Here is a 19,479-nt window from a genome sequence, read left to right as displayed (position 1 = left end):
ATCAAGTACTAATATATTATGGCGCCCTTTTCCAGATAGGAGGCGGACAATTGGCGGCCCGCTTGTGCAAGCCCCGTGGCGAAGCTATTGGCGCAGTACTGAGCCAAGTCGCATCTCAACCAAAGCCCAAGGCAAAACGTGAACACCAATCCGCTCGACATCTATGGCGCCTGGATTGCCGAAACTCCGGACAACTGGCCACAGGACGCGAGGGACTGGGCGCATCGCGAATTCGTCGACACCGTAGCCGTGATGGTGCCCGGCGCGATCGAGCCGGTGGCCGAGAAACTGTTCGGTGTGGTTGCACCATGGGGTGAGGGGCCGTGCACGGTGTTCGGCAGGCCAGTCAAACTTGCCGCGCCGTGGGCCGCGCTGGTCAACGGCACCATCGCCCATGCGCTTGACTTCGATGACAATTTCGATCCGCCCAAGGCGCACCCCACCACTGTGCTGCTGCCCGCAATCATGGCGATTGCCGAGCAACAAAGGCTTTCGGGCGCGGCCTGCATCGATGCCTATATCGTCGGCCTGCAGATCCTTGGGCGCATCGGGCAGGGCCTCAACCCTACGCATCGCAATCGCGGCTGGCACGCGACTGCGACGGTCGGGGTTATGGGCGCTACGGCGGCAGTTTCGCGGCTGCTGAAACTCGACGCCGGGGCATGCGCGCGGGCACTGTCGATCGCCACCAGCATGTCGTCGGGCTTCATGAGCCAGTTCGGCTCGGAGATGAAGCCGGTGCACGCCGGGCTCGCCGCCAAGGGCGGGATAATGGCGGCCACCATGGCGCAGGCGGGGATCACCGCCGGACGCGATACGCTGGACGGGCGCACTGGCATGAACCGGCTGATGGTGGGCCCCGATTACGAACAACTGCGCGATACCATCACCCATATCGAACACGGGCAGAACCTGCGGTTCGAACTGGAAAATGTCGGTGAGCCGCTGCTGATCACCGAGCACAAGTTCCGCGTGAAGCGCTTCCCCACCTGCGGCGCGATCCACCGCGCGATGGATGGCGTTCTCGAACTGATGGCCGTGCATGGCTTTGATGCGGGCGAGGTAGCAGCCGTTGATCTTCACATGCCGCGCGTCCATTTCAATAACGTGTTCTACACCGATCCGCAGGAACCGCTCGAAGCCAAGTTCTCAGCCGAATATGCAGTCGGCTGCGTGCTGGCGCGGGGTGATTGCACTTTGGCAGATTTCACCCCTGAGCGGGTCATGGGGGATGACGTGCGCAGCCTGTTCCCGCTCATCCACCGTCATCCGGTCGACAAGCTGGAAGGCGAATTCCCGACCGAGGTACACATCACCCTGAAAGACGGGCGGCAACTGAAATCGGTGCACGAATGGCCCAAAGGGAGCAAGGCCGCACCTTTCAGCTGGGCGGAATACTGGGCCAAGTTCGATGCCTGCTGTGATGGCGTGATCGATGCAGAGACCCGCGCGGGCCTGCGCGAAACGCTCGAGAGCTTCCCGTCCCTCGACGATGCCGGTGCGCTGATGCGCCATGCCGGCCTGGCTTTCGCGCAGCAGCCGTGATCCACCTGGAATATAGGAAGCGATAGAGATGCAGGCAGGCGAACAGGCAACCCCCGAAGGTTACAAGCCAGCAGTGCTGGTGATGGCCGCCAGCCGCCGCGGCGTGGAAGATCCGGTGGCGAAACTGCAGGGCAAGGCGCACAAATGCCTGGTCGAGCTTGACGGCCAGGTGATGCTCGAGCGCGTGCTCGAAGCGCTGGTCGACAGCGGCTGTTTCGACAAGATCCATGTCTCGCTCGACAGCCCCGATGTGCTCGAAGCGACTCCGCGGATGAAGGCCTGGGTCGAAAGCGGCACGACGGTATTTGTCCAGGCCAGCGGCAATCTGGCGGATAGCGTGCTGGCTGCGGTGGAAGAGATCGACAACCCGCTGCCGCTGGTGATCACCACGGGCGACAATGCGCTGCATACGCCCGAATTGGTACGCGATTTTGTCGAGGGATTTCTGGCTTGCGATGAAGATGTGGCGCTGGGCTTGTCGAGCGAGGAAGTGGTGCTGCGCGAATTCGCCAATTCGGGCCTTGCCTTCCACCAGCTGAAGGATGGCGGATCATCTTCGTGCAATCTCTATGGACTGCGCAACCGGCGCGCGCTCACTGCGGTCAAGGTGTTTGAAGGCGGCGGCCAGTTCGGCAAGCGTCACTGGCGCATCCTCAAGGCTTTCGGGCTGTGGCCCTTCATGCTCTACAAGCTCAAGCTCACCACCATGCGCGGGCTAGTGGATGCAATCGGGCGCCGATTGGGCGTCAGCATTGCACCGGTGATGCTCGACTATCCCTACGGGCCGATCGATGTCGATCACAAGCACAGCTTCGACATTACCGAGGCAGCGCTGATCCGCCGGCGTGAGGCAGCGCAGGGCTAGATTCTATAACCGCTGATCCGATGCATCGAGCGGCAGCGCGGACTTGACATCGTAAAGCACCGCGCCCGGCTTGCCCAGCGCGCGGATGCTTTCAGCCCCCATGGCGACGATGTCATCATGCGCCACGGCCAGAATGATCCCGTCGTATTTGCCGGCTTCTAGTGTGCTCACCGGACGGATGCCATATTCGTGCGCGCATTCGTCCGCATCCACCCAGCTGTCATAGACATCCACCGCAATGTCGAATTCATTCAGATGGGTGACGATGCTGGCGACCTTGGTGTTGCGGTGATCCGGGCAGTTTTCCTTGAACGCAAAGCCCAGCACCAGCACGCGCAATTCATCCTTAAGCAGGCCCTTGCGGCCCATCAGGCGGACGAACTGGTTCACCACATATTTGCCCACCCGGTCATTGATCCGGCGCCCGGCCAGGATCACTTCGGGATGGTGGCCGATCTCCTCGGCCTTGTGGGTAAGGTAATAGGGGTCAACGCCGATACAGTGCCCGCCAACCAGGCCGGGGCGCACGGGCATGAAGTTCCACTTCGTCCCCGCCGCCTCAAGCACTTCGGTGGTATCGATCCCCAGCGAATTGCAGATCATCGCCAGTTCATTGGCCAATGCGATGTTGAGATCGCGCTGGGTATTCTCCATCACCTTTGCCGCCTCTGCCACACGGATCGAGCTGGCGCGATGCGTGCCTGCAGTCACTACTGTGCGATATAGCGCATCGACGAAATCAGCCGCTTCCGGCGTAGAGCCACTGGTGATCTTCTGGATATCGGGGAGCTTGCGCAGCTTGTCGCCAGGATTGATTCGTTCGGGGCTGTAGCCGCAATAGAAATCCCGATTGTAAGATAGCCCTGACACCTCCTCCAGGATCGGCACGCAGAATTCATCCGTGCACCCGGGATAGACGGTGCTTTCGTAGATCACCACGTCGCCGCGCGTTAGCACCTTGCCAATCGCGCGGGTGGCACTTTCGAGCGGGCCCAGATCGGGATGATTGTGGCTGTCGAGCGGAGTGGGAACGGTGACGATGAATATATTGCAGCCTGCCGCGTCGGCCCAGTCCAGGGTAAATTCCAGCTGACTGGCCGCAGCCAGTTCCTCTGCCGTAGCTTCCTTGGTTTCGTCATATCCCGCCTTGAGGTTGGCGACTCGCTGCGGCCGGACATCAATGCCCACGGTGGGGAAACGCTGGCCGAAATTGACCGCCACCGGCAAGCCGACATAACCGAGGCCGACCACGCAAATGCGGGCATCCTCAAGCTTGAGCGGGAATTTTTGCGACTCGATCTGGCTCATGGGGGGCTTAACGCTCGGTCGTCTGAAGCGGCCAGTAGCCAGACAGGATCCGCTCGCCACCCTCGCCGCGCTCGACTTCGGCGATCACGCGCTTGCCGATCCCTGAAAGATTGCCTTCATGCATCCGGTAGCTGAACAGCGGCTCGGCAATGTGGCGGCCGTTCCAGCCATTGGCGACGATGCGCTTCCACTTGTGGTGCTTGGTGCCCTTGCGGATCGTCTCGTCATAGGGCCCGGCTTCCAGCACCGGTGCGGCCAGGCACATGGCCGGTTCGGGAATGAAGGAATAGCGTTCGAGCAGCGCCGGATCGAACGCGGCCGACTTGCCCCGGTCAAGCGCCTCCCCGGTGGCGGAAATCAGCATGCAATCGGTATAGATGATCGCGATGCTGGGATCTTCGGCGCGCGCCGCTTCGAGTTCGGCGATCGTGCGTTCTACATATCCGGGCGACAGCAGATCGTCCGAATCGTGGATCACGAAATAGCGGCCGCGCACATATTCGAGAGCGCGGTTGAGCGCGCCCAGCTTCCCGACATTTTCTTCCAGCGCGATGAGCCGCGTGCTGATTAGATTGTCAGCCTTGTCCAGCGCCTCGCGGATCGCCTCAAGCGAATTGTCCGTGCTCGCATCATCGACCACGATCAGTTCGATCGGGGCATAGGTTTGCGCCGCGATGCTGGCGATCGCCTCGCCAACGAATGCGCCATAGTTATAGTTGGGGATGACCACGCTGAGCAGGCCTTCGGGGGTAACGTCGGTCAATGGTTGTTCCAATTGTACGGTTCGTGTGTCTGGTGGGGGTGCTTTTGCGCGGCTGGCTTTAGCCCGATTGGCCGGATAATGCCAAGGATTGCGTACGGGGAAAGAGATTGGCTGGCGAAGAGTCCAGCTTTTCCATCAGCCCGTCGCAGATCCGCGCGACCAGCGCGCGATCACGCTCAGGGATGGAGGCGCGCTTTTCCGCGCTGTCGGACTTGAACTGCTGCTGGTTGTTATCGTCCTTGGAATGGAACTGGAACTGTTCGAGCATCAGCGCCAATTCCTCCTCCGCAGGCTTGAAATCGAGCCCGCGCGCCAGGATGTGGGCGAAGTTTTCCGGCTTGATATCGCGATAGTTGAGCAGTCCCACCCGCTCACCCATCTGCGCGGCAAAGCCCAGATAGCGGGCAAAGCAATGGGCAAGATACTCGACCTCGTCCATCTCCGCTGTTGCGCGCCAATCGAGCCCCGAAAGAAAACCGGCTTGCGGCCGCCCCTTGGCCCACACCACCGCCGAGGTTTCCTTGAGCACCGAGGCGATCACCTCCACCGGCTCACGATAGAGGAACAGCGCCGGCATCTGCGGAAACGCGGCCAGCGCGAAATCCATATACAGCGCATTCCACGAGATGAATTTGATGAAGGCGCGTTCCTCCTGCGGGAACCGGCGGCGGGTCATCGCCAGCACCAGGTTGCGGAACGCCTTGAGGTTTTCAGGGCTGGCCTGCGCTTCCTGCGACCAGTCGCGGGTGATGGTAGCCCAGAAGCCCCGCTGTAGCGGCGCGCCCTGGTTGATCACCAGATGCCGCGGGCTGCGCGCCAGCGCCTTGCCCGTAAGTGTCGAGCCGCAGCGCGAGATATGGAACATGAAACCGCTTGGCATGATCGGATCGGCGAGGATGCGATCATCCTGCAGGATCGCGAAATCGGTGACGAAGGATTCGCCGATTTTGCCCTGTTCCGCCAGCGTGCTGATGGTGAAGATATGCTGCCATTCGCGATAGGGATAATCGCCAATATCGGCCCACAGCACCTTGCCGGAGCCGCCGATGTCTGTCTCGGGGTCGATCGCGACCGGGATCATCCCGGGCGTGGAATGGATCCTGGCAATCGCCTCCTCCGCGCCGAGGTGGCGGCTCCCGATATCGGGGATCAGGCCTGAAACCACTTCATGGTCTGGCAGGGCATAGAGCGCCGTCAAAGTGACTCCGTAGCATGCATGGCTGGGCCCGTATCCGCACGGACGCGCGGCTCCTAAGGCTGCTGGCCACGCGCTGTCAACCGCCCCCTTCAGTCAGGTTGAAACGGAATATTCGCGGCTGCGGCTTGGCAAGCCATGGCAAAATGGGCACAGCGGCACTTCAATTGCACGGTGAAATTCGCACACTGGCGAGACAGGCCCAAGGGAACATCCAAGGCGACATGAACATCATTTCCTCCATCCTCAATCCCGACGCGCTTGACGATTCCGGCGGCATGGCAGTGGCCAACCCGGCAACGGGCGAAGAATTGGCCAGGGTGCGGACCTATACCGCGCAGGAAGTGGACGGGATGATCCGCGCGGCCGAAGCTGCACGGCGCGATTGGGCCGCCGAAACCGCGAAATTCCGTGCCGACAAGCTGCGCGACTGGTTCAACCTCATCATTGCCCACCGCGAGCAGCTGGCCGAAATCTGCACGCTCGAATGCGGCAAACCATTGGCCGAAGCGCGGGCAGAACTCGATTACGCGGCAAGCTTTGTCGAATGGTTCGCGGAAGAGGCGCGCCGCGCCTATGGCGAGACGATTCCCAGCTTCGCAGCAGGCAAGGAAATCCTCGTGCGCAAGGAACCCGTGGGCACCTGCGCCGCGATCACCCCGTGGAATTTCCCGCTGGCGATGATCACGCGCAAATCGGCCCCGGCGCTGGCAGCGGGCTGTGCGATGGTGATGAAGCCTTCCGAGGCAACTCCGCTTTCGGCCCTCGCGCTGGAGGCGCTGGCGGTGAAAGCGGGCATTCCTGCGGCGATTCTGCGGATCGTGCCTAGCGCAGACCCGGCAGAGACTGGCAGGCTGTTCTGCACCCATCCGGTGATCCGCAAGATCAGCTTCACCGGCTCTACCGCAGTGGGCAAGCTGCTGCTCGAACAGGCGGGCAGCACAGTCAAGAAGGCATGCATGGAGCTGGGCGGTAACGCCCCTTTCATCGTGTTCGAGGATGCCGATATCGATGCGGCGGTCGATGGCGCGATGATCGCGAAGTTTCGCAATGCCGGGCAGGCCTGCATCGGCGCCAACCGGCTGCTGGTGCAGCAGGGCGTGCATGATCGCTTCGTCGGCGCGCTGGCTGAACGTGCGGCTGCGCTGAAGGTGGGCAACGGGATGGACCCCGAAAGCCAGATCGGCCCGCTGATCAATGACCGCGCGCTGGAAAAGGTCGAGCGGCTGACCGATGCCGCGTTGGGCGATGGCGCAACGCGGGTGTGCGGCGGCGGGCGGCACAATGCCGGGGCGCAGTTCTATACCCCCACCGTGCTGACCGGCGTCAGGCAAGACATGGGAATCGCGCAGCAGGAGATTTTCGGCCCGGTCGCATCAATCATCCCCTTTGCCGACGAGGCCGAGGCGATCCGCATCGCCAATGACACCCGCTCAGGCCTGGCGAGCTATTGCTATACCGGCGATCTTGGCCGCGCCTGGCGGGTGATGGGCGCGCTCGAATATGGCATGGTCGCGATCAATGAGGGGCTGCTGGGCACCGAAGTCGCGCCGTTTGGCGGGATCAAGGAATCGGGCATTGGCCGCGAAGGCTCGCGCCACGGCATGGACGAGTATCTCGAGCTCAAATACGTGCTGATGGGTGGTTTGCGCGGTTAACCTCAGAATTGCACGGCGGTAGATCACATTTGGCTTTTTGCCCTGCGCGGGGTAAACCGTTTCCATGAAGACAACCCCCTGGCATGCCCGCCTCGCGCTGACCCTCGCCCTGCTCCTGCCGCTATATTTTGCAGTGGCTGCGCTGGGCACCAAATTCGGCCTGTGGGATTGGAAAACGGGCCTGCTGACGCTGACCATGAGTGCGGGACCGATCGTGCTTGGTGCAGTTGCACTGTTCGCGCTGATCTCGCTGGTCGTCACGCTGTGGCGCAAGCCGCGAACCGGCTGGAAACTGGCGTTGCTCGCCCTGCTGGTACCGGTCGCAATTGTTGGAATGCTGGGCTATATCCGCAGCGAGGCGGCACAAATCCCGCCGATCCACGATATTGCGACAGACCTGTCTGATCCGCCGCGCTTCTCGGATGAAGTGCTGGCCGCGCGGCAGGCAGCAAGCGCCAATCCGCTCAATGATTACCAGGTTCCGCTTGGCGAGCTGGAACCCTGGCGCGGGCGTGCAGCCGAACTGGCGAAGCTTTCCCATGCCGAAATCATCGCGCAGTCCTATCCTGACCTGGCACCGCTTCCGCTTGGTGCCGCCAGCCCGGCTGAAGGCGTGGCAGCAGTCGCTGCGGCGATGCGCGAGATGGGGCTGTCAGATGTCACCACCGATCCAGCGACTGGCCATGTCGAAGGCGTGGCAGAAACCTTCTGGTTCGGCTTCAAGGATGATGTCGTGGCGCGGGTGGGCGATGACCGGATCGACTTCCGCTCTGTATCCCGGGTTGGCCTGAGCGATCTGGGGGCCAATGCCGCGCGCATAGCCGAACTGCGCAGCAAGGTGCAGCAGCGGCTCGATCACTGATCGCAGCCGGAGCGGATATCGCAACCACTCGCTCCGCAATCCGGGTTCTGACCCGATCGTATGGCACATATCGAAATGGCGGGTTCTGACCCTTGTATTGACCGATCGTTCCAAACTAACTATACGGCGCCAATGCCCTGGGAAAAGCGCTTCGATGTGGATGAGACACTCACCCGGGTGATGCATGCCTTCTGGACGCATGGCTACGAGGCAACATCGATGCAGAGCCTGGTGGATGCAACGGGCGTCAACCGCGCGAGCCTCTATGCAACCTATGGCGACAAGCACGATCTGTTTCTGGCCGCTCTGCGGAAATACGACAGGGAAGTCAGGGGCCGGCTGCTGGAAGAACTCGGCGCGAGTGAACCGCCGGCACGGGCCATTTCAGCGGTTTTCGACAAATTCATCGGCCAGGTGCGATTGCCACAGGGCAATTGGGGGTGCTTCCTGATCAATTCCGCACTGGAGCTGGCTCCGCACGAGCCTGAGATCGCCGCCATCGTCAACGATGCGCAAGATGATATCGAGGCATTTTTCCTCGCCATGATCCGCAAGGGCCAGCAGACGGGTGCCTTCAGCGCCAGCCTCGATGCCGCCGACCTCGCGCGGGAAGCCCTTGTCACTCTTTTGGGCCTGGTGGTCATGATCCGCAGCAGGCCAGAGGAAGGCTATCTTCTTGCGGTTCGTGACAGCTTCTTGAAACGCCTCGCCTGACGCCGCCATTTTTTTACCCAATATGGAACGATCATTCCAACGACATCCCTCCCCCCACCGAAAGGAAATGATGATGAGTAAAGTTTTCAGGACCAGCCTGCCGCTGCGCACCGCGGAAGATACAGATCCGGCTGTCAGCGCCCCGCTCAAGGAGACGCAGGCCAAGATGGGCATGGTGCCCAATATGTACGGGGCAATGGTCAATCTGCCCGCGCTGCTCGACACCTACAGCCATGCTTATGGGAAGTTTCGCGCCGAATCCGGGTTCTCACCGGTCGAGCAGGAAGTGGTCTTCCTCGCCATCAGCCGGGCCAATGGGTGCCATTACTGCATGGCCGCCCACAGCTTCGTGGGCGACATGATGACCAAGGTTCCGGCCGAAGTGACCGATGCCATCCGCGACGGCCGGCCGGTTGCCGATGCAAAACTGGAAGCGCTGCGTGCCTTTGCCCATGTGATGACCGAGAGCCGCGGCAATCCCACGCCAGAGCAGGCCCAGGCCTTTCTTGATGCCGGTTTCGAAGAAACACATATCCTCGGCATCATCCTTGCCCTGAGCGCCAAGGTTATCTCGAACTATTCGAACCACATCTTCCACACCGAAGTCGATCCGGCCTTCGCCAGCCGGGCATGGACGCCGTCCGAGTAAAAGTGACCCCGGATTCAGCCGTGATCGTCCGACCGGTGTTGGAAAACCCGCCGGGCGATCACGGTGCGCTGGATCACTGTCAGAATACAAGCCGCTGAATATATCCACGCAATGAGGGCAAACGCCGCCGGCCACAGGCACATGGCCACGAATGCCGCGATCGTTTCGGTCCCTTCGGCAAGGCCTGTATTGTAGAAGAAGCTCTTCTTGCCATGGGCGTCGGTCTCAATGCCCTGCTTGGCTGCGAGCGTGGCGAAGGCGAGGAAGCTGACGCCGGTGAGTGTAAAGCTGGCAATCAGCACCGCAGCCGGCAGGGCATTTGCTGGCGTGGCCAGGGCGAAGCCCAGCGGCACCGCCACATAGAACACGAAATCGCCGACAATATCGAGATACCCACCGAAGTCGGTCAGGCGGGTGGCACGCGCGACCGCTCCGTCAAGCCCGTCAAGCAACCGGTTGGCAAGCACAAGTGCAAGCCCGGCAATGAAGTATCCGTGCGCAATCGCGCCGCCCGCTGCCAGGCCCAGCGCAATGCCGGACAGTGTCAGCATATTGGCGCTGAGCCCTGCACGTGCAAGCCGCCGCCCCAAGGCATTGAGCGGCGGATCGATCAGCGAGCGCAAGCGGGCATCCAGCACCGGAAAGCTCCCTATGTCCAGGTGACCAGGCCGATCACGGCCCCGGTCATCATCGAAGCCATATTGCCCGCAATCCAGCTCTTCATGCCCAGGCCGGCAACTTCCGCCCGCCGCTCTGGCGCAAGGGTGGAAATGGCCGATACGATCAAACCGACACTGGCCAGATTGGCGACCCCGCACAGGGCATAGGTTACGATCAGCAGGCTACGCGCATCAAGCGTGCCCGGATCAAGTGCGGCCAGATCAAGGAAGGCGACATATTCATTGAGGATCGCTTTCGTACCCATCAGCGCCCCGGCAGCGCCTGCCTGTTCCCATGGTATTCCGATCGCCCACATGAACGGGGAAAACAGCCAGCCGAACACAGCGCGCAAAGTCAGTGGTTCATTCAATCCGGTGGGCAGCAGCGCCAGAATCTGGTCGACCAGATTGACCAGCGCGAACACCACGATGATCACCCCGATCACCGCCAGCATCAGCTGAACCCCCTCCATCGTCCCGCGCACCGCGGCGTCCATGCTGCTTTCATATTTCAGATCGGGTTCGATGGATTCGCTTTCCTCTTCGCCTTGTTCAGCCGGTGGCACCATCAGCCGCGCCAGCAGCACCGCCGCCGGAAGCGAAATCAGCGAAGCAACGATCATGTGCCCCACGGCATTGGGCACCGTCTTGGACAGCGAGGTGGCATATAGCACCAGGATCGCACCCGAGATCGTCGCCATGATCAGCACCATGATCATGAACAGGTCAGACCGGCTCATCCGGCCAAACCATGCGCGCAGCACCAGCGGGCTTTCGACCACGCCGAGAAAGATCGTCGCCCCGCCGCCCAGTCCGACCACACCGCTGACACCAAGTGTCCGCTGGAGCGCCCATGACAGCCCACGCACCGCCGCACGCAGGATACCCCAGTGCCACAGCAGCGCCGAAAGCGCGGAAAAGACGATCACGAGCGGCAGGATCTGGAAAGCAATGACAAGCGGCGGGGTCGCGCCTTCCTTCAATTCGAAGGGCAGCGGCGCCCCGCCGATATAACCGAACATATAGCTCGATCCGACCAGGGTCGCCGCCTCGATAGCGGACACCGCCCGATTGGCCAGGCCCACCACTTCCCAAACAAAGGGAACACGCGTGACGACCAGCGCGATCGCGATTTGCAGCACCAGCGCGCCCGCAATCCAGCGCCAGCCGGGCCGGGCGGCGCGGTTCTCTGAAACGAGCCAGGCCAGCAGGACCAGAGCGGCGAGCCCGATCAGCCCCTGCAAATTATGCATCGCCGCCATTGCGCGGTTACTCCTGCCCTAGAATTTCAACGCCGCACCGAACTGGAACTGGCGCGGCGGCCCGGCATTGCGCTGCACAAAAGGTGCCCCGCCGCCGAACTGCACCTGATTGGACGTTGTCGCCGCATTGGCAAAGCCCGATTCATTATTAGTGTTGAAAAGGTTGAACACATCCGCACTCAATTCCAGCCCGGCAAGCCCCGGAACGGCATAGCGCAACCCGACATCGACCGTGGCCGACCACGGGAGCCGCCCGGAATTCCGGCTTTCCCCCGGATAGCGGTCGGAATTGCCGACGAAGTTCTCTCCAAAGCTGGCACCATCGCCGTTGAGATCCTGGGTTCCGAAAATGCGCGCATCGGGCACCAGATTGACTGGCTGGCCTGACTGGAACAGCCCGGCGACGCTCATTGTCAGACCATCGAGCGGATAGAGGAATCCAACCGCCGAGATGACGTGCCGCCGATCGTTCGCCGATGGACCCCATTCGGTGCTGAAATCATTGCCGTTGGCAGCGCGGAAATTGATGTCATCGGTGTCGTTCTTGAGGCTCGAGAGCGTGTAGGCGAGCCGGAAGGCATAGAAATCCCCACCACGCGCCTTGTTCGCCTGAAGGATCAGCGCCTTGTATTCGGCCTCGCCCTCGGTTTCCGACACGGTGATCTGCCGCGCCCCGCCCGCCACCGGCGCGACCGGACGCGAGGCATCGGCATCGGCCTGGCTGCGCACCAGGCCGAGCGATTGCGCCAGCGCGAACCGCGCGGCGTTGTCAGGCTGGCCTTGCAGCAAAGCGATATTGGCCGCCGTCAGATTGGCGAGGTTGGGAGTGAAGGGTGAAGGTGCATTGAGATCGCGCAACCGCACCAGATTGTGCGAACGGCTGTAGATAAGGTCGGCCGAAAGCGTGATCGTGTCGGTTGCCTGATACTGGTAGCTGCCGCTCAATTGTACGCTGTAGGGGCTGTCATAGCCGTCAGGGCTGAGGATACGCGCTTCGTTGATGGTCGCCGTGTCGCGCAGGTTCTGCACCTCATCAGGCGAAGGGCATTCGGCCACTGTCGCACAGGCAGGCGAGACAGTTAGGTTGCCGTCAAAAGTCGCCGCAGCAAGATCGGCATCGGCGCGGATGATCCCCAGCGATTGCAGCTGGCCCAGCTGCGCGAGGAAGCCGGGCGAGGTGGTGTTGCGCTGCAGCGCGTCCGAAATCACCGAATAGCTAAGCTTGCCATAGAACAGGCCCGCGCCGAAGCGCAGGCTCGATCGGGCATCGGGGCGATAGTTGAGCGAAAAGCGCGGGGCGAAATTGTCATAATCGCCGCCGGTTCCGCCCTTTGCAGTGAGGCTGTCATAGTCCCAGCGCACGCCCAGCGTGGCGGTAAGCTGCGAGGAAAGCTGCCATTCGTCCTCAAGATAGAAGGCCAGCTGCGTCTGCGCGGTGCCGAAACTTTGCGGGCGTAGTTCGACCGAATAATTGGCCACCGCGGGATTCAGCGCGAGCACGTCCTGCGCGGTAAGGCCAAGGCCCGCGCCGCTGCCTGCAAGCGTCGCCAATTGCTGCGCAGTCAGATCGACGGTGAAATTGCCATCGGGATTGCCCCCGCCCAGCAGCGCAAAATCGGAACGGATCACATCTGCCCCGACAGTCAGCTTGTGGCTATCCAGCTTGCGCTGCAAGCGGTGCGTGGTCTGCCAGGTTTCTTCCAGATCGTCGAACACGAAACCGGGGTGCCCCACTACGCCGACCGTCAGGCCGGATGGGTCGCGAACCGTCACTTGCGGCCCGGGCCCGGCCACAGGCTCGCCATAGTCCCAGCGGAAGCGGCTATATTGCACCGCCCCATCATAACTCCACTCGTCACCCGCATAGCTGGCGGTAGCCGCAACCAGGGTTGAAAAGCGGTCCTGATCGGAACCCGCCGAAGGGAAGCTTGCGTTGCCGCCGCCCAGGGCGCCGCCGGGCCGCTCGATCGTCACCCGCCCGATATTGGCGCGCAGGCCCAGCGTCCAGTCGTCCGTCAGCCTGTGGTCGAGCCTTACCGAGCCGAGGTAGAATTCATTGTTGCCGGTGACGGTGTCGACCACGCCCAGCGCCGGGGCATCGACCACCTGCAGATTACGGTCGCGAGTATATTCGAAATTGGCGTAGAAGAAGGTCTTGTCACGCGCGATCGGGCCGCCAAGGCTGGCGCCTGCCTGATAGCGTTCGAAGCTTTCGCCCACCACATTGCCCGACAGATCGCGGCGCGGGAACGGCGAATTGGCATCGAGCGGTTGCCCAGGGCGAACCAGCGCATAAACCTCGCCATGATACTCATTGCTGCCCGATGGCGAGGTGTAGTTGACCACGCCATTGGCGGTGCGCCCGTATTCGACCGAATAGGAATTGGCGAGCACTGTCACCTCGCGGGTGAAGCCCAGCGGCACGGGGAACTTGATCCCGCCGAGGAAATTCTCGTTATTGTCGAGCCCGTCGAGCAGGTAATTGGTGTCGAGCCCGTTCGACCCGTTGATCGAGATTGATGGAGCCTCGGGGAAGAAGCCGGTCGATGGCACGACATTGGGCAGGCGGATCAGCGCACCGATCACATCGCGCCCCTCGATCGGCAGCGCGGCCAGTTCCCTGGCGTCGAGCGAGGCAGACACCTCGGCATTGACGGTGTTGATCCCGGTGACCGCTGGCCTGCCAGTGACCACAATGCCGCCGGTTCCGCTGGGGATCAGGCGCAAGGTCACGCTGCTGGTGAAATTGGCGCGCAGGTTGACGCTGGCCTGCTGATCGGACTGATACTGCCCCCCCTGTGCAACCGACACCTGCCAGGTTCCTGCAGTGGTCAGGCCTTCGAGCCTGACAAACCCGCGCTCATCCGAACGCAGGGCGCGCGAAAAGCCGATTTGCGCGTTCTCTACCTTGACCTCGACATTCGCTGCCGGCTCCCCGGTATCGGCATCGACAAGCGCAATCTGGATACCGGCCTGCTGGGCGTAGGCAGGCGAAGAAACTGCAACCAGGGCAAGTGCTGTGGCTGCCAGCGTCTGACGAGAAAGAAACAAGCGTATACTCCAAGGTTTGGCTTTGATGGGGAAATTTCGGCTATTTTCGCAATCTGTCGTAATGAGATCGAAATTCTTACACTTCCGCCCAAAAATTTCCCGAGCGAACAATTGTAATCATATCTGCGGGCATGGCGAACCCCTCGTGAAAGAGGTTGTTTCATGGGCAACCCAACAGACGAAGCGGCAATCGCACCTCTCCTGCGCCAGGGCGTTAGGATCGGATCCCGCCAAGAAGCGCCTGGCCGCGGCTAACAAATAGGCTGATCGTGTAACCCGGCTGCGCTTGGCCGCGAATATCTCATAGGGGCGACCGACTGGAGAGCTACCATGAAGATTGCCACGATTGTCGGCCGCAAGGGCAACGCAATGGTTGTCGGTATCGTGTCGCTCGGCGATCTGGTGGCGGCTCTGCTGGAAGAGGCCAAGCTGGAGGCAGGCGTTTTGCGCGACATGGCCCGATCACGCATCATGGCCCTGTCGGCATAAGGCGTGGGGGCGCTATCGGCCATCGGGCGTGTCATCGCGAAGTTCCTCAGCAAGCCCTCGCGAGCGCCCTATGCCAATGCGCCAAGCGACGAAGCGGCTTTGGCCAGGATCATCAAGCCAGGTGACGTATTGCTGGTTGACGGGCGGCAGCGGATCAGCTCGGCGATAAAATACCTGACCCAATCGACCTGGTCACACGCAGCGCTGTGCATTGCCGCAGCAGACACCAGAACCGGCGCCTTGCCCCAGCTCGTCGAAGCTGACGCTGTCGATGGCGTTCGCCAGATTTCGAGCGATGCGTTTGCCGGCCTGCATATCCGAATCTGTCGGCCGATAGGGCTGACCGAAGCCGATGTCGCTGGCATCATTGCATTCGCGACGAGCCGTATCGGCGACGAATACGATCTGGCAAATGTTATCGACCTGGCGCGTTATCTGTTCCCGACCCCGCCGGTTCCGGCAGCCTGGCGACGGCGCATGATTGCGCTGGGCAGCGGCGAACCTACGAAAGCGATCTGCTCGACCTTGATCGCCATGGCCTTTCAGTCGGTCCATTATCCGATCTTGCCGGAAATAACCCAGGAACTGATCGACGATCCCGATTGCCGGGGGTGCCTGCGCGATATTCTGCACATCAGGCATCACAGCCTGTTCACACCGCGCGATTTCGATGTCTCGCCATATTTCAAGATCATCAAACCATCGCTGGAACAGGGCTTCGATCCTTACTGCTTACGCTGGAGCGCGGACACAGCTCAACCGGCGATCACCAATGCCTGACCTGGTAACCCCGATTGCCCCGGTCAGCCAGCCCCGCCATCCGATCGCGCGCCGCCGCGCATGTGATCGAGCGACAACCTGTCTTCGTCGAGAAAGGCCAGCAAAACTAGCGATGCCGCAGCCATGCCGAGCGACGGAAAGAACAGGATCTGGCTGCTGGCCCGATCGAGCAACCACATCCCGAACGGATCGAGCAAATATTTCCAGATCGACAAGGCTCCGGTGACCAGCACCACCGCCTGCGCGGCATAAGAGTATCGACGCCATAGCCCGGCAATCACCAACGCTCCGACTACCAGCAAGATCGCGCCCCAACCCAGCTGGATTGCATGCGCAGACCCCAGGCCGGAATAGTATTTGTCGCTGACATGGGCACCCACATCGGGCTTCATGACCCTGACGAGCCCCCAGACTACCAGCAGCAGTCCGGTCGAAATGCGCAGGAACAGTAGGCTATAGGCTTTCATTTCTCTCTCCCCCTCGCCGGTCGCCAAAAAAACAGCGCGCGGCTTATCCATCAATATACATCACATTGCGCCAAAAAGTTACATCGTGCCTTCCCGATATGACTATCTTCGGCGCCAGGAATGATAGCGTGCGACCAGCCTGAGCAAGCCTTCGGGCGCATGTTTCTTCTTCCATTCCCCGGCCGCATATTTGTTGGCTTCCGCCATGGTCGGATAGGTGTGTATCGTGCCCAGTATCTTGTTCAAGCCCAGCCCGTGCTTCATCGCCAGGACATATTCGGCAAGCAGTTCTCCGGCGTGTTCGCCAACGATGGTCACGCCCAAAATCCGGTCCTTGCCCGGCGGGGTCAGCACTTTGACGAATCCCGTAGTGGCGCTTTCAGCGATGGCGCGATCAAGTTCGTGCAGCGGGTAAACCGTCACTTCGTGGTCGATGCCCTTTTCCTGTGCTTCAAGCTCGTTGAGGCCCACGCGCGCGACTTCGGGATCGACAAAGGTAACCCAGGGGATCACCCGGTAATCGGCCTTGAACCGCTTGAATTGGCCGAACAGCGCATTGACGCTGGCAAACCATGCCTGGTGCGAAGCGGTGTGGGTGAACTGATAGGGGCCGGCGACGTCCCCCGCAGCATAGATATTGGGGAAAACGGTGGCGAGGTATTCGTCCGTCACCACGGTCTTCCCGGTCTCGATACCCAGTTCCTCCAGCCCATAGCCTGACAGCCGCGCCTTGCGCCCGATCGCAACGATCAGCGCATCATAGGGCAGAGCCTGCTCACCCTCGTCGTTCCTGGCGATCAGCACGCGCGTGCCGCCATGCGTTTCGGCCCGCAAGGCCTGGTGACCGGTCAGGACCGTCACTCCGGAAGCTTCCAGCGCGGCCTGGGCCAATTCGGAAACCTCGCGGTCCTCGCGGGTCAGCAAGCGATCAGCCATCTCTACCTGGGTCACTTCAGCGCCAAGCCGCGCCAATGCCTGGCTAAGCTCGGAACCGATCGGCCCGCCGCCGAGTAGGACAATGCGCCCAGGTATTTCATCAAGCTGGGCGAATTCTTCCCACAAGGTGTCGCTGGTGAGATAGCCGGATTCGGCAAGGCCGGGCAGGTCCGGCACCAGCGGTTCCGCCCCTGCAGCGATGACGATCGAGCGGGTCGTCAGCCGTTGGCTCGTCCCGTCGTCGCACGCGATCTCGACCGTCCATGGATCGATGATCCGGGCATAACCCTTTACGACATCGACCCCCAGGCCGGTGTAACGTTCGACGCTGTCATGCGGCTCGATCTCGGCGATGACATCGTGGATGCGCTGCATCACCTGCCGGAAGCTGAAGCGCGGTTCGGCGCTTTCCAGTCCGTAACGATTGCCATGCCGCATCTGTTCGGCAACCTTGGCGGACTTGATCAGCGCTTTGGACGGAACGCAGCCGTAGTTGAGGCAGTCTCCGCCCATCTTCCCGGCTTCGACCAGCGTGACCTTCGCCTTGACGGTGGCGGCGATATAGGCCGAGACGAGCCCGGCCGCACCGGCGCCGATCACCACCAGATTGCGGTCGAATTGCCGTGGCTTCTTCCAGGCCGAATAAACCCGGCGGCGCTTGATCAGGCTCATGATCCACTTGCCGAGCCACGGCAGCAGACCCAGCGCGGCGAACGAAGCGAGCAGGCCAGGCGATGCAATGTCGGACAGGTTTTCGATCCCGGCCAGCTGCGTGCCCGCATTGACGTATACGATCGTGCCCAGCAGCATTCCGACCTGGCTCACCCAGAAATATGTCCAGACCTTGATGGGTGTCAAACCCATCAGCAGATTGACCGCGAAAAAGGGAAATACCGGCACCAGTCTGAGCGAGAAGAGGTAGAATGCACCATCGCGCTCCACCCCCTCGTTGATCCGCTTCAATCGTTCTCCGAAGCGCGCCTGCACCGCGTCATGGAACAAGTAGCGCGATGCGAGAAACGCCAGCGTAGCCCCGATCGTCGAAGCGAAGGAGACGAGGATCGTCCCGGTGACTATTCCGAAAATAGCACCGGCGGCCAAGGTCATGATAGCAGCGCCGGGAAATGACATCGCGGTCAGCACGACATAGATCGCAAAAAACGCCGCCAGCACCAGCACAGGATTGGCGCGATAGAAGCCGTCAATTGTCGATTGCTGCGCCTTGAGCGTCTCGATCGTGAGATACTGCCCCAGGTCAAACTGCACCCATGCCGCGATGACGGCTAGGAAAAGGACAATCAGGGCAAGGCGTTTATACATTTGCTTTCCAGTCGATTGGTGTTTGCGACCTGTTTGTCGTTCCTGCTTCGCATATCTTACGGTTTGGAGCGATCAACAGGTTCCGCCAGGCATTTGGCCGCGCGTCTGATCTGCGGCAGCTGGCGCTCGAACTGACGGCATGGCCGACATATCAGCAGGTGCATCCGCAGCCTGATGCGCTCGCCAAGCGTAAGCTTGCGGTCCTGCGCTTGCGAAACCAGCCCGGTCGCATGCTGACAATTCATTTCGACGCGGCTCCTTCTCCAAACCAATGCGTTTCAAGACATGCCCTGAGCGCGAGCCGGGCGCGGTGCAGAATGACATGAACGTTGGAAACCGAAAGTCCCAGTTCAAGGCAGATTTCGGGTGTTTCCAGGTCGATAACCTCACGCATCAGAAACACCCGCCCCTGCTGCGCGGGCAGCCGGTTGAGGCAGGCGTCGAAAACCTCAAAAAACTGGCGCGAATTGAGATCGGCCTCGGGATCTTCCCACTGCGCCGGCCGGGCGGCATCATGCCACATGCCGCGCCGGTCGAACATATCGGGCAGTGGGCCATCCTCAGCCGCCATCGCCATCTGGCTGAAGCTTTCCCGGCGCCGCTGGCGTTTGCGCAGCAAATCGTAGATCTTGTTCTTGAGAATGGCGATGATCCAGGTCTTGAGCGCCGCCTCACCCCTGAAACTCGCCGCGCTGCGAAGCGCGCCGGCAAGAGCTTCCTGCACTACGTCTTCGGCCTCTGAGTCGTCGCCCAACTGCTGCCGGGCAAACGCCAGCATATCCGCGCGAACCCGGAAAAGGAATTCGGGAGACGTGCCTTCTGCCATGCTGGACAGGCCCTGATCTTCAGCCATGTGCTTGATTGGTCCTGATCCTGGTTCGTTCGGCGCTGGCATCAGTCCCCAATCGTGTAACACTCAACAAATCTCCGATCCAGCCAGCCCTCCAGAAGCCATT

Annotated in this window: 18 protein-coding genes; 8 read left to right on the top strand and 10 right to left on the bottom strand. The window is 61.4% G+C overall.

The genetic code is table 11. The features are described from left to right. The first annotated feature begins 138 nt into the window (after window positions 1-138). Window positions 139-1,545: an MmgE/PrpD family protein gene (locus ACX3VQ_RS08395; protein ID WP_462580409.1), complete on the top strand. Its 1,407-nt coding sequence runs from the start codon at window positions 139-141 to the stop codon at window positions 1,543-1,545. A gap of 28 nt (window positions 1,546-1,573) precedes the next feature. Continuing rightward, window positions 1,574-2,410, top strand: a complete 837-nt coding sequence (locus tag ACX3VQ_RS08390; protein ID WP_462580408.1) for an NTP transferase domain-containing protein — start codon at window positions 1,574-1,576, stop codon at window positions 2,408-2,410. A 3-nt stretch (window positions 2,411-2,413) separates the two neighbouring features. Here ACX3VQ_RS08390 and ACX3VQ_RS08385 read toward each other — a convergent pair whose 3' ends face one another. From ACX3VQ_RS08385 to ACX3VQ_RS08375, 3 genes are read right to left on the bottom strand one after another with little or no spacing between them, the layout of a single operon-like run. After that, entirely contained in the window at window positions 2,414-3,718 is a 1,305-nt protein-coding gene (locus tag ACX3VQ_RS08385) for a nucleotide sugar dehydrogenase (protein ID WP_462570480.1), read from the bottom strand. A gap of 7 nt (window positions 3,719-3,725) precedes the next feature. Continuing rightward, window positions 3,726-4,481 carry a glycosyltransferase family 2 protein gene (locus tag ACX3VQ_RS08380; RefSeq protein ID WP_462580407.1) on the bottom strand — a complete coding sequence of 252 codons (756 nt, stop codon included), beginning with the start codon at window positions 4,479-4,481 and terminating at the stop codon, window positions 3,726-3,728. A gap of 58 nt (window positions 4,482-4,539) precedes the next feature. Next, the gene (locus ACX3VQ_RS08375; RefSeq protein WP_462580404.1) at window positions 4,540-5,679 is read right to left on the bottom strand and encodes a hypothetical protein; all 1,140 of its coding nucleotides are present in this window, start codon (window positions 5,677-5,679) and stop codon (window positions 4,540-4,542) included. Between the two features lie 221 nt (window positions 5,680-5,900). Here ACX3VQ_RS08375 and ACX3VQ_RS08370 point away from each other — a divergent pair, with 221 nt between their 5' ends. The 4 genes from ACX3VQ_RS08370 to ACX3VQ_RS08355 all read left to right on the top strand — a co-directional run bounded on the left by ACX3VQ_RS08370 (window position 5,901) and on the right by ACX3VQ_RS08355 (window position 9,559). Next, on the top strand, window positions 5,901-7,334 hold the full coding sequence (locus ACX3VQ_RS08370; protein WP_462580402.1) for an NAD-dependent succinate-semialdehyde dehydrogenase: 1,434 nt from the start codon (window positions 5,901-5,903) through the stop codon (window positions 7,332-7,334). 64 nt (window positions 7,335-7,398) lie between these two features. After that, on the top strand, window positions 7,399-8,196 hold the full coding sequence (locus ACX3VQ_RS08365; protein ID WP_462580400.1) for a DUF1499 domain-containing protein: 798 nt from the start codon (window positions 7,399-7,401) through the stop codon (window positions 8,194-8,196). 132 nt (window positions 8,197-8,328) lie between these two features. Continuing rightward, entirely contained in the window at window positions 8,329-8,910 is a 582-nt protein-coding gene (locus ACX3VQ_RS08360; protein ID WP_462570485.1) for a TetR/AcrR family transcriptional regulator, read from the top strand. Between the two features lie 73 nt (window positions 8,911-8,983). Continuing rightward, window positions 8,984-9,559 carry a carboxymuconolactone decarboxylase family protein gene (locus ACX3VQ_RS08355; RefSeq protein WP_462570486.1) on the top strand — a complete coding sequence of 192 codons (576 nt, stop codon included), beginning with the start codon at window positions 8,984-8,986 and terminating at the stop codon, window positions 9,557-9,559. Between the two features lie 14 nt (window positions 9,560-9,573). Here ACX3VQ_RS08355 and ACX3VQ_RS08350 read toward each other — a convergent pair whose 3' ends face one another. The 3 genes from ACX3VQ_RS08350 to ACX3VQ_RS08340 are packed head-to-tail and all read right to left on the bottom strand — an operon-like array spanning window position 9,574 to window position 14,531. Beyond that, entirely contained in the window at window positions 9,574-10,197 is a 624-nt protein-coding gene (locus ACX3VQ_RS08350; RefSeq protein ID WP_462580397.1) for a CDP-alcohol phosphatidyltransferase family protein, read from the bottom strand. 11 nt (window positions 10,198-10,208) lie between these two features. Continuing rightward, the gene (locus tag ACX3VQ_RS08345) at window positions 10,209-11,480 is read right to left on the bottom strand and encodes a NupC/NupG family nucleoside CNT transporter (protein ID WP_462580396.1); all 1,272 of its coding nucleotides are present in this window, start codon (window positions 11,478-11,480) and stop codon (window positions 10,209-10,211) included. A gap of 18 nt (window positions 11,481-11,498) precedes the next feature. Further along, window positions 11,499-14,531, bottom strand: coding sequence for a TonB-dependent receptor domain-containing protein (locus ACX3VQ_RS08340; protein ID WP_462580394.1), 3,033 nt, complete (start codon window positions 14,529-14,531; stop codon window positions 11,499-11,501). Window positions 14,532-14,861: 330 nt separating this feature from the next. On the opposite strand from ACX3VQ_RS08340, the gene ACX3VQ_RS08335 reads away from it, so the two are divergent. Next, complete coding sequence (locus ACX3VQ_RS08335) at window positions 14,862-15,020, top strand: hypothetical protein (RefSeq protein WP_462580393.1); 159 nt, start codon at window positions 14,862-14,864, stop codon at window positions 15,018-15,020. A gap of 3 nt (window positions 15,021-15,023) precedes the next feature. Then, complete coding sequence (locus tag ACX3VQ_RS08330; protein WP_462580392.1) at window positions 15,024-15,800, top strand: YiiX/YebB-like N1pC/P60 family cysteine hydrolase; 777 nt, start codon at window positions 15,024-15,026, stop codon at window positions 15,798-15,800. Window positions 15,801-15,823: 23 nt separating this feature from the next. On the opposite strand, the gene ACX3VQ_RS08325 is transcribed toward ACX3VQ_RS08330, so the two are convergent. The 4 genes from ACX3VQ_RS08325 to ACX3VQ_RS08310 all read right to left on the bottom strand — a co-directional run bounded on the left by ACX3VQ_RS08325 (window position 15,824) and on the right by ACX3VQ_RS08310 (window position 19,376). Continuing rightward, complete coding sequence (locus tag ACX3VQ_RS08325) at window positions 15,824-16,267, bottom strand: hypothetical protein (protein ID WP_462570494.1); 444 nt, start codon at window positions 16,265-16,267, stop codon at window positions 15,824-15,826. Window positions 16,268-16,369: 102 nt separating this feature from the next. Next, complete coding sequence (locus ACX3VQ_RS08320) at window positions 16,370-18,523, bottom strand: FAD-dependent oxidoreductase (protein ID WP_462580391.1); 2,154 nt, start codon at window positions 18,521-18,523, stop codon at window positions 16,370-16,372. A 56-nt stretch (window positions 18,524-18,579) separates the two neighbouring features. Next, complete coding sequence (locus tag ACX3VQ_RS08315; protein ID WP_462570497.1) at window positions 18,580-18,768, bottom strand: zf-HC2 domain-containing protein; 189 nt, start codon at window positions 18,766-18,768, stop codon at window positions 18,580-18,582. Further along, window positions 18,765-19,376, bottom strand: a complete 612-nt coding sequence (locus ACX3VQ_RS08310; RefSeq protein WP_462580390.1) for a sigma-70 family RNA polymerase sigma factor — start codon at window positions 19,374-19,376, stop codon at window positions 18,765-18,767. The genes ACX3VQ_RS08315 and ACX3VQ_RS08310 overlap by 4 nt, the downstream gene beginning before the upstream one ends. Between the last annotated feature and the right edge of the window lie 103 nt (window positions 19,377-19,479).

The organism is Altererythrobacter chaiwopuensis (genome assembly GCF_054957735.1).
This window is presented reverse-complemented; position numbering and strand designations above follow the sequence as displayed.

Bases quoted from the DNA above. Each gene is read 5' to 3' on its own strand.
- ACX3VQ_RS08365 (WP_462580400.1), top strand. From the start codon at position 7,399: ATGAAGACAACCCCCTGGCATGCCCGCCTCGCGCTGACCCTCGCCCTG.
- ACX3VQ_RS08385 (WP_462570480.1), bottom strand. From the start codon at position 3,718: ATGAGCCAGATCGAGTCGCAAAAATTCCCGCTCAAGCTTGAGGATGCC.
- ACX3VQ_RS08360 (WP_462570485.1), top strand. From the start codon at position 8,329: ATGCCCTGGGAAAAGCGCTTCGATGTGGATGAGACACTCACCCGGGTG.
- ACX3VQ_RS08355 (WP_462570486.1), top strand. From the start codon at position 8,984: ATGAGTAAAGTTTTCAGGACCAGCCTGCCGCTGCGCACCGCGGAAGAT.
- ACX3VQ_RS08310 (WP_462580390.1), bottom strand. From the start codon at position 19,376: ATGGCTGAAGATCAGGGCCTGTCCAGCATGGCAGAAGGCACGTCTCCC.
- ACX3VQ_RS08335 (WP_462580393.1), top strand. From the start codon at position 14,862: ATGAAGATTGCCACGATTGTCGGCCGCAAGGGCAACGCAATGGTTGTC.
- ACX3VQ_RS08370 (WP_462580402.1), top strand. From the start codon at position 5,901: ATGAACATCATTTCCTCCATCCTCAATCCCGACGCGCTTGACGATTCC.
- ACX3VQ_RS08315 (WP_462570497.1), bottom strand. From the start codon at position 18,768: ATGAATTGTCAGCATGCGACCGGGCTGGTTTCGCAAGCGCAGGACCGC.
- ACX3VQ_RS08325 (WP_462570494.1), bottom strand. From the start codon at position 16,267: ATGAAAGCCTATAGCCTACTGTTCCTGCGCATTTCGACCGGACTGCTG.
- ACX3VQ_RS08390 (WP_462580408.1), top strand. From the start codon at position 1,574: ATGCAGGCAGGCGAACAGGCAACCCCCGAAGGTTACAAGCCAGCAGTG.
- ACX3VQ_RS08345 (WP_462580396.1), bottom strand. From the start codon at position 11,480: ATGGCGGCGATGCATAATTTGCAGGGGCTGATCGGGCTCGCCGCTCTG.
- ACX3VQ_RS08320 (WP_462580391.1), bottom strand. From the start codon at position 18,523: ATGTATAAACGCCTTGCCCTGATTGTCCTTTTCCTAGCCGTCATCGCG.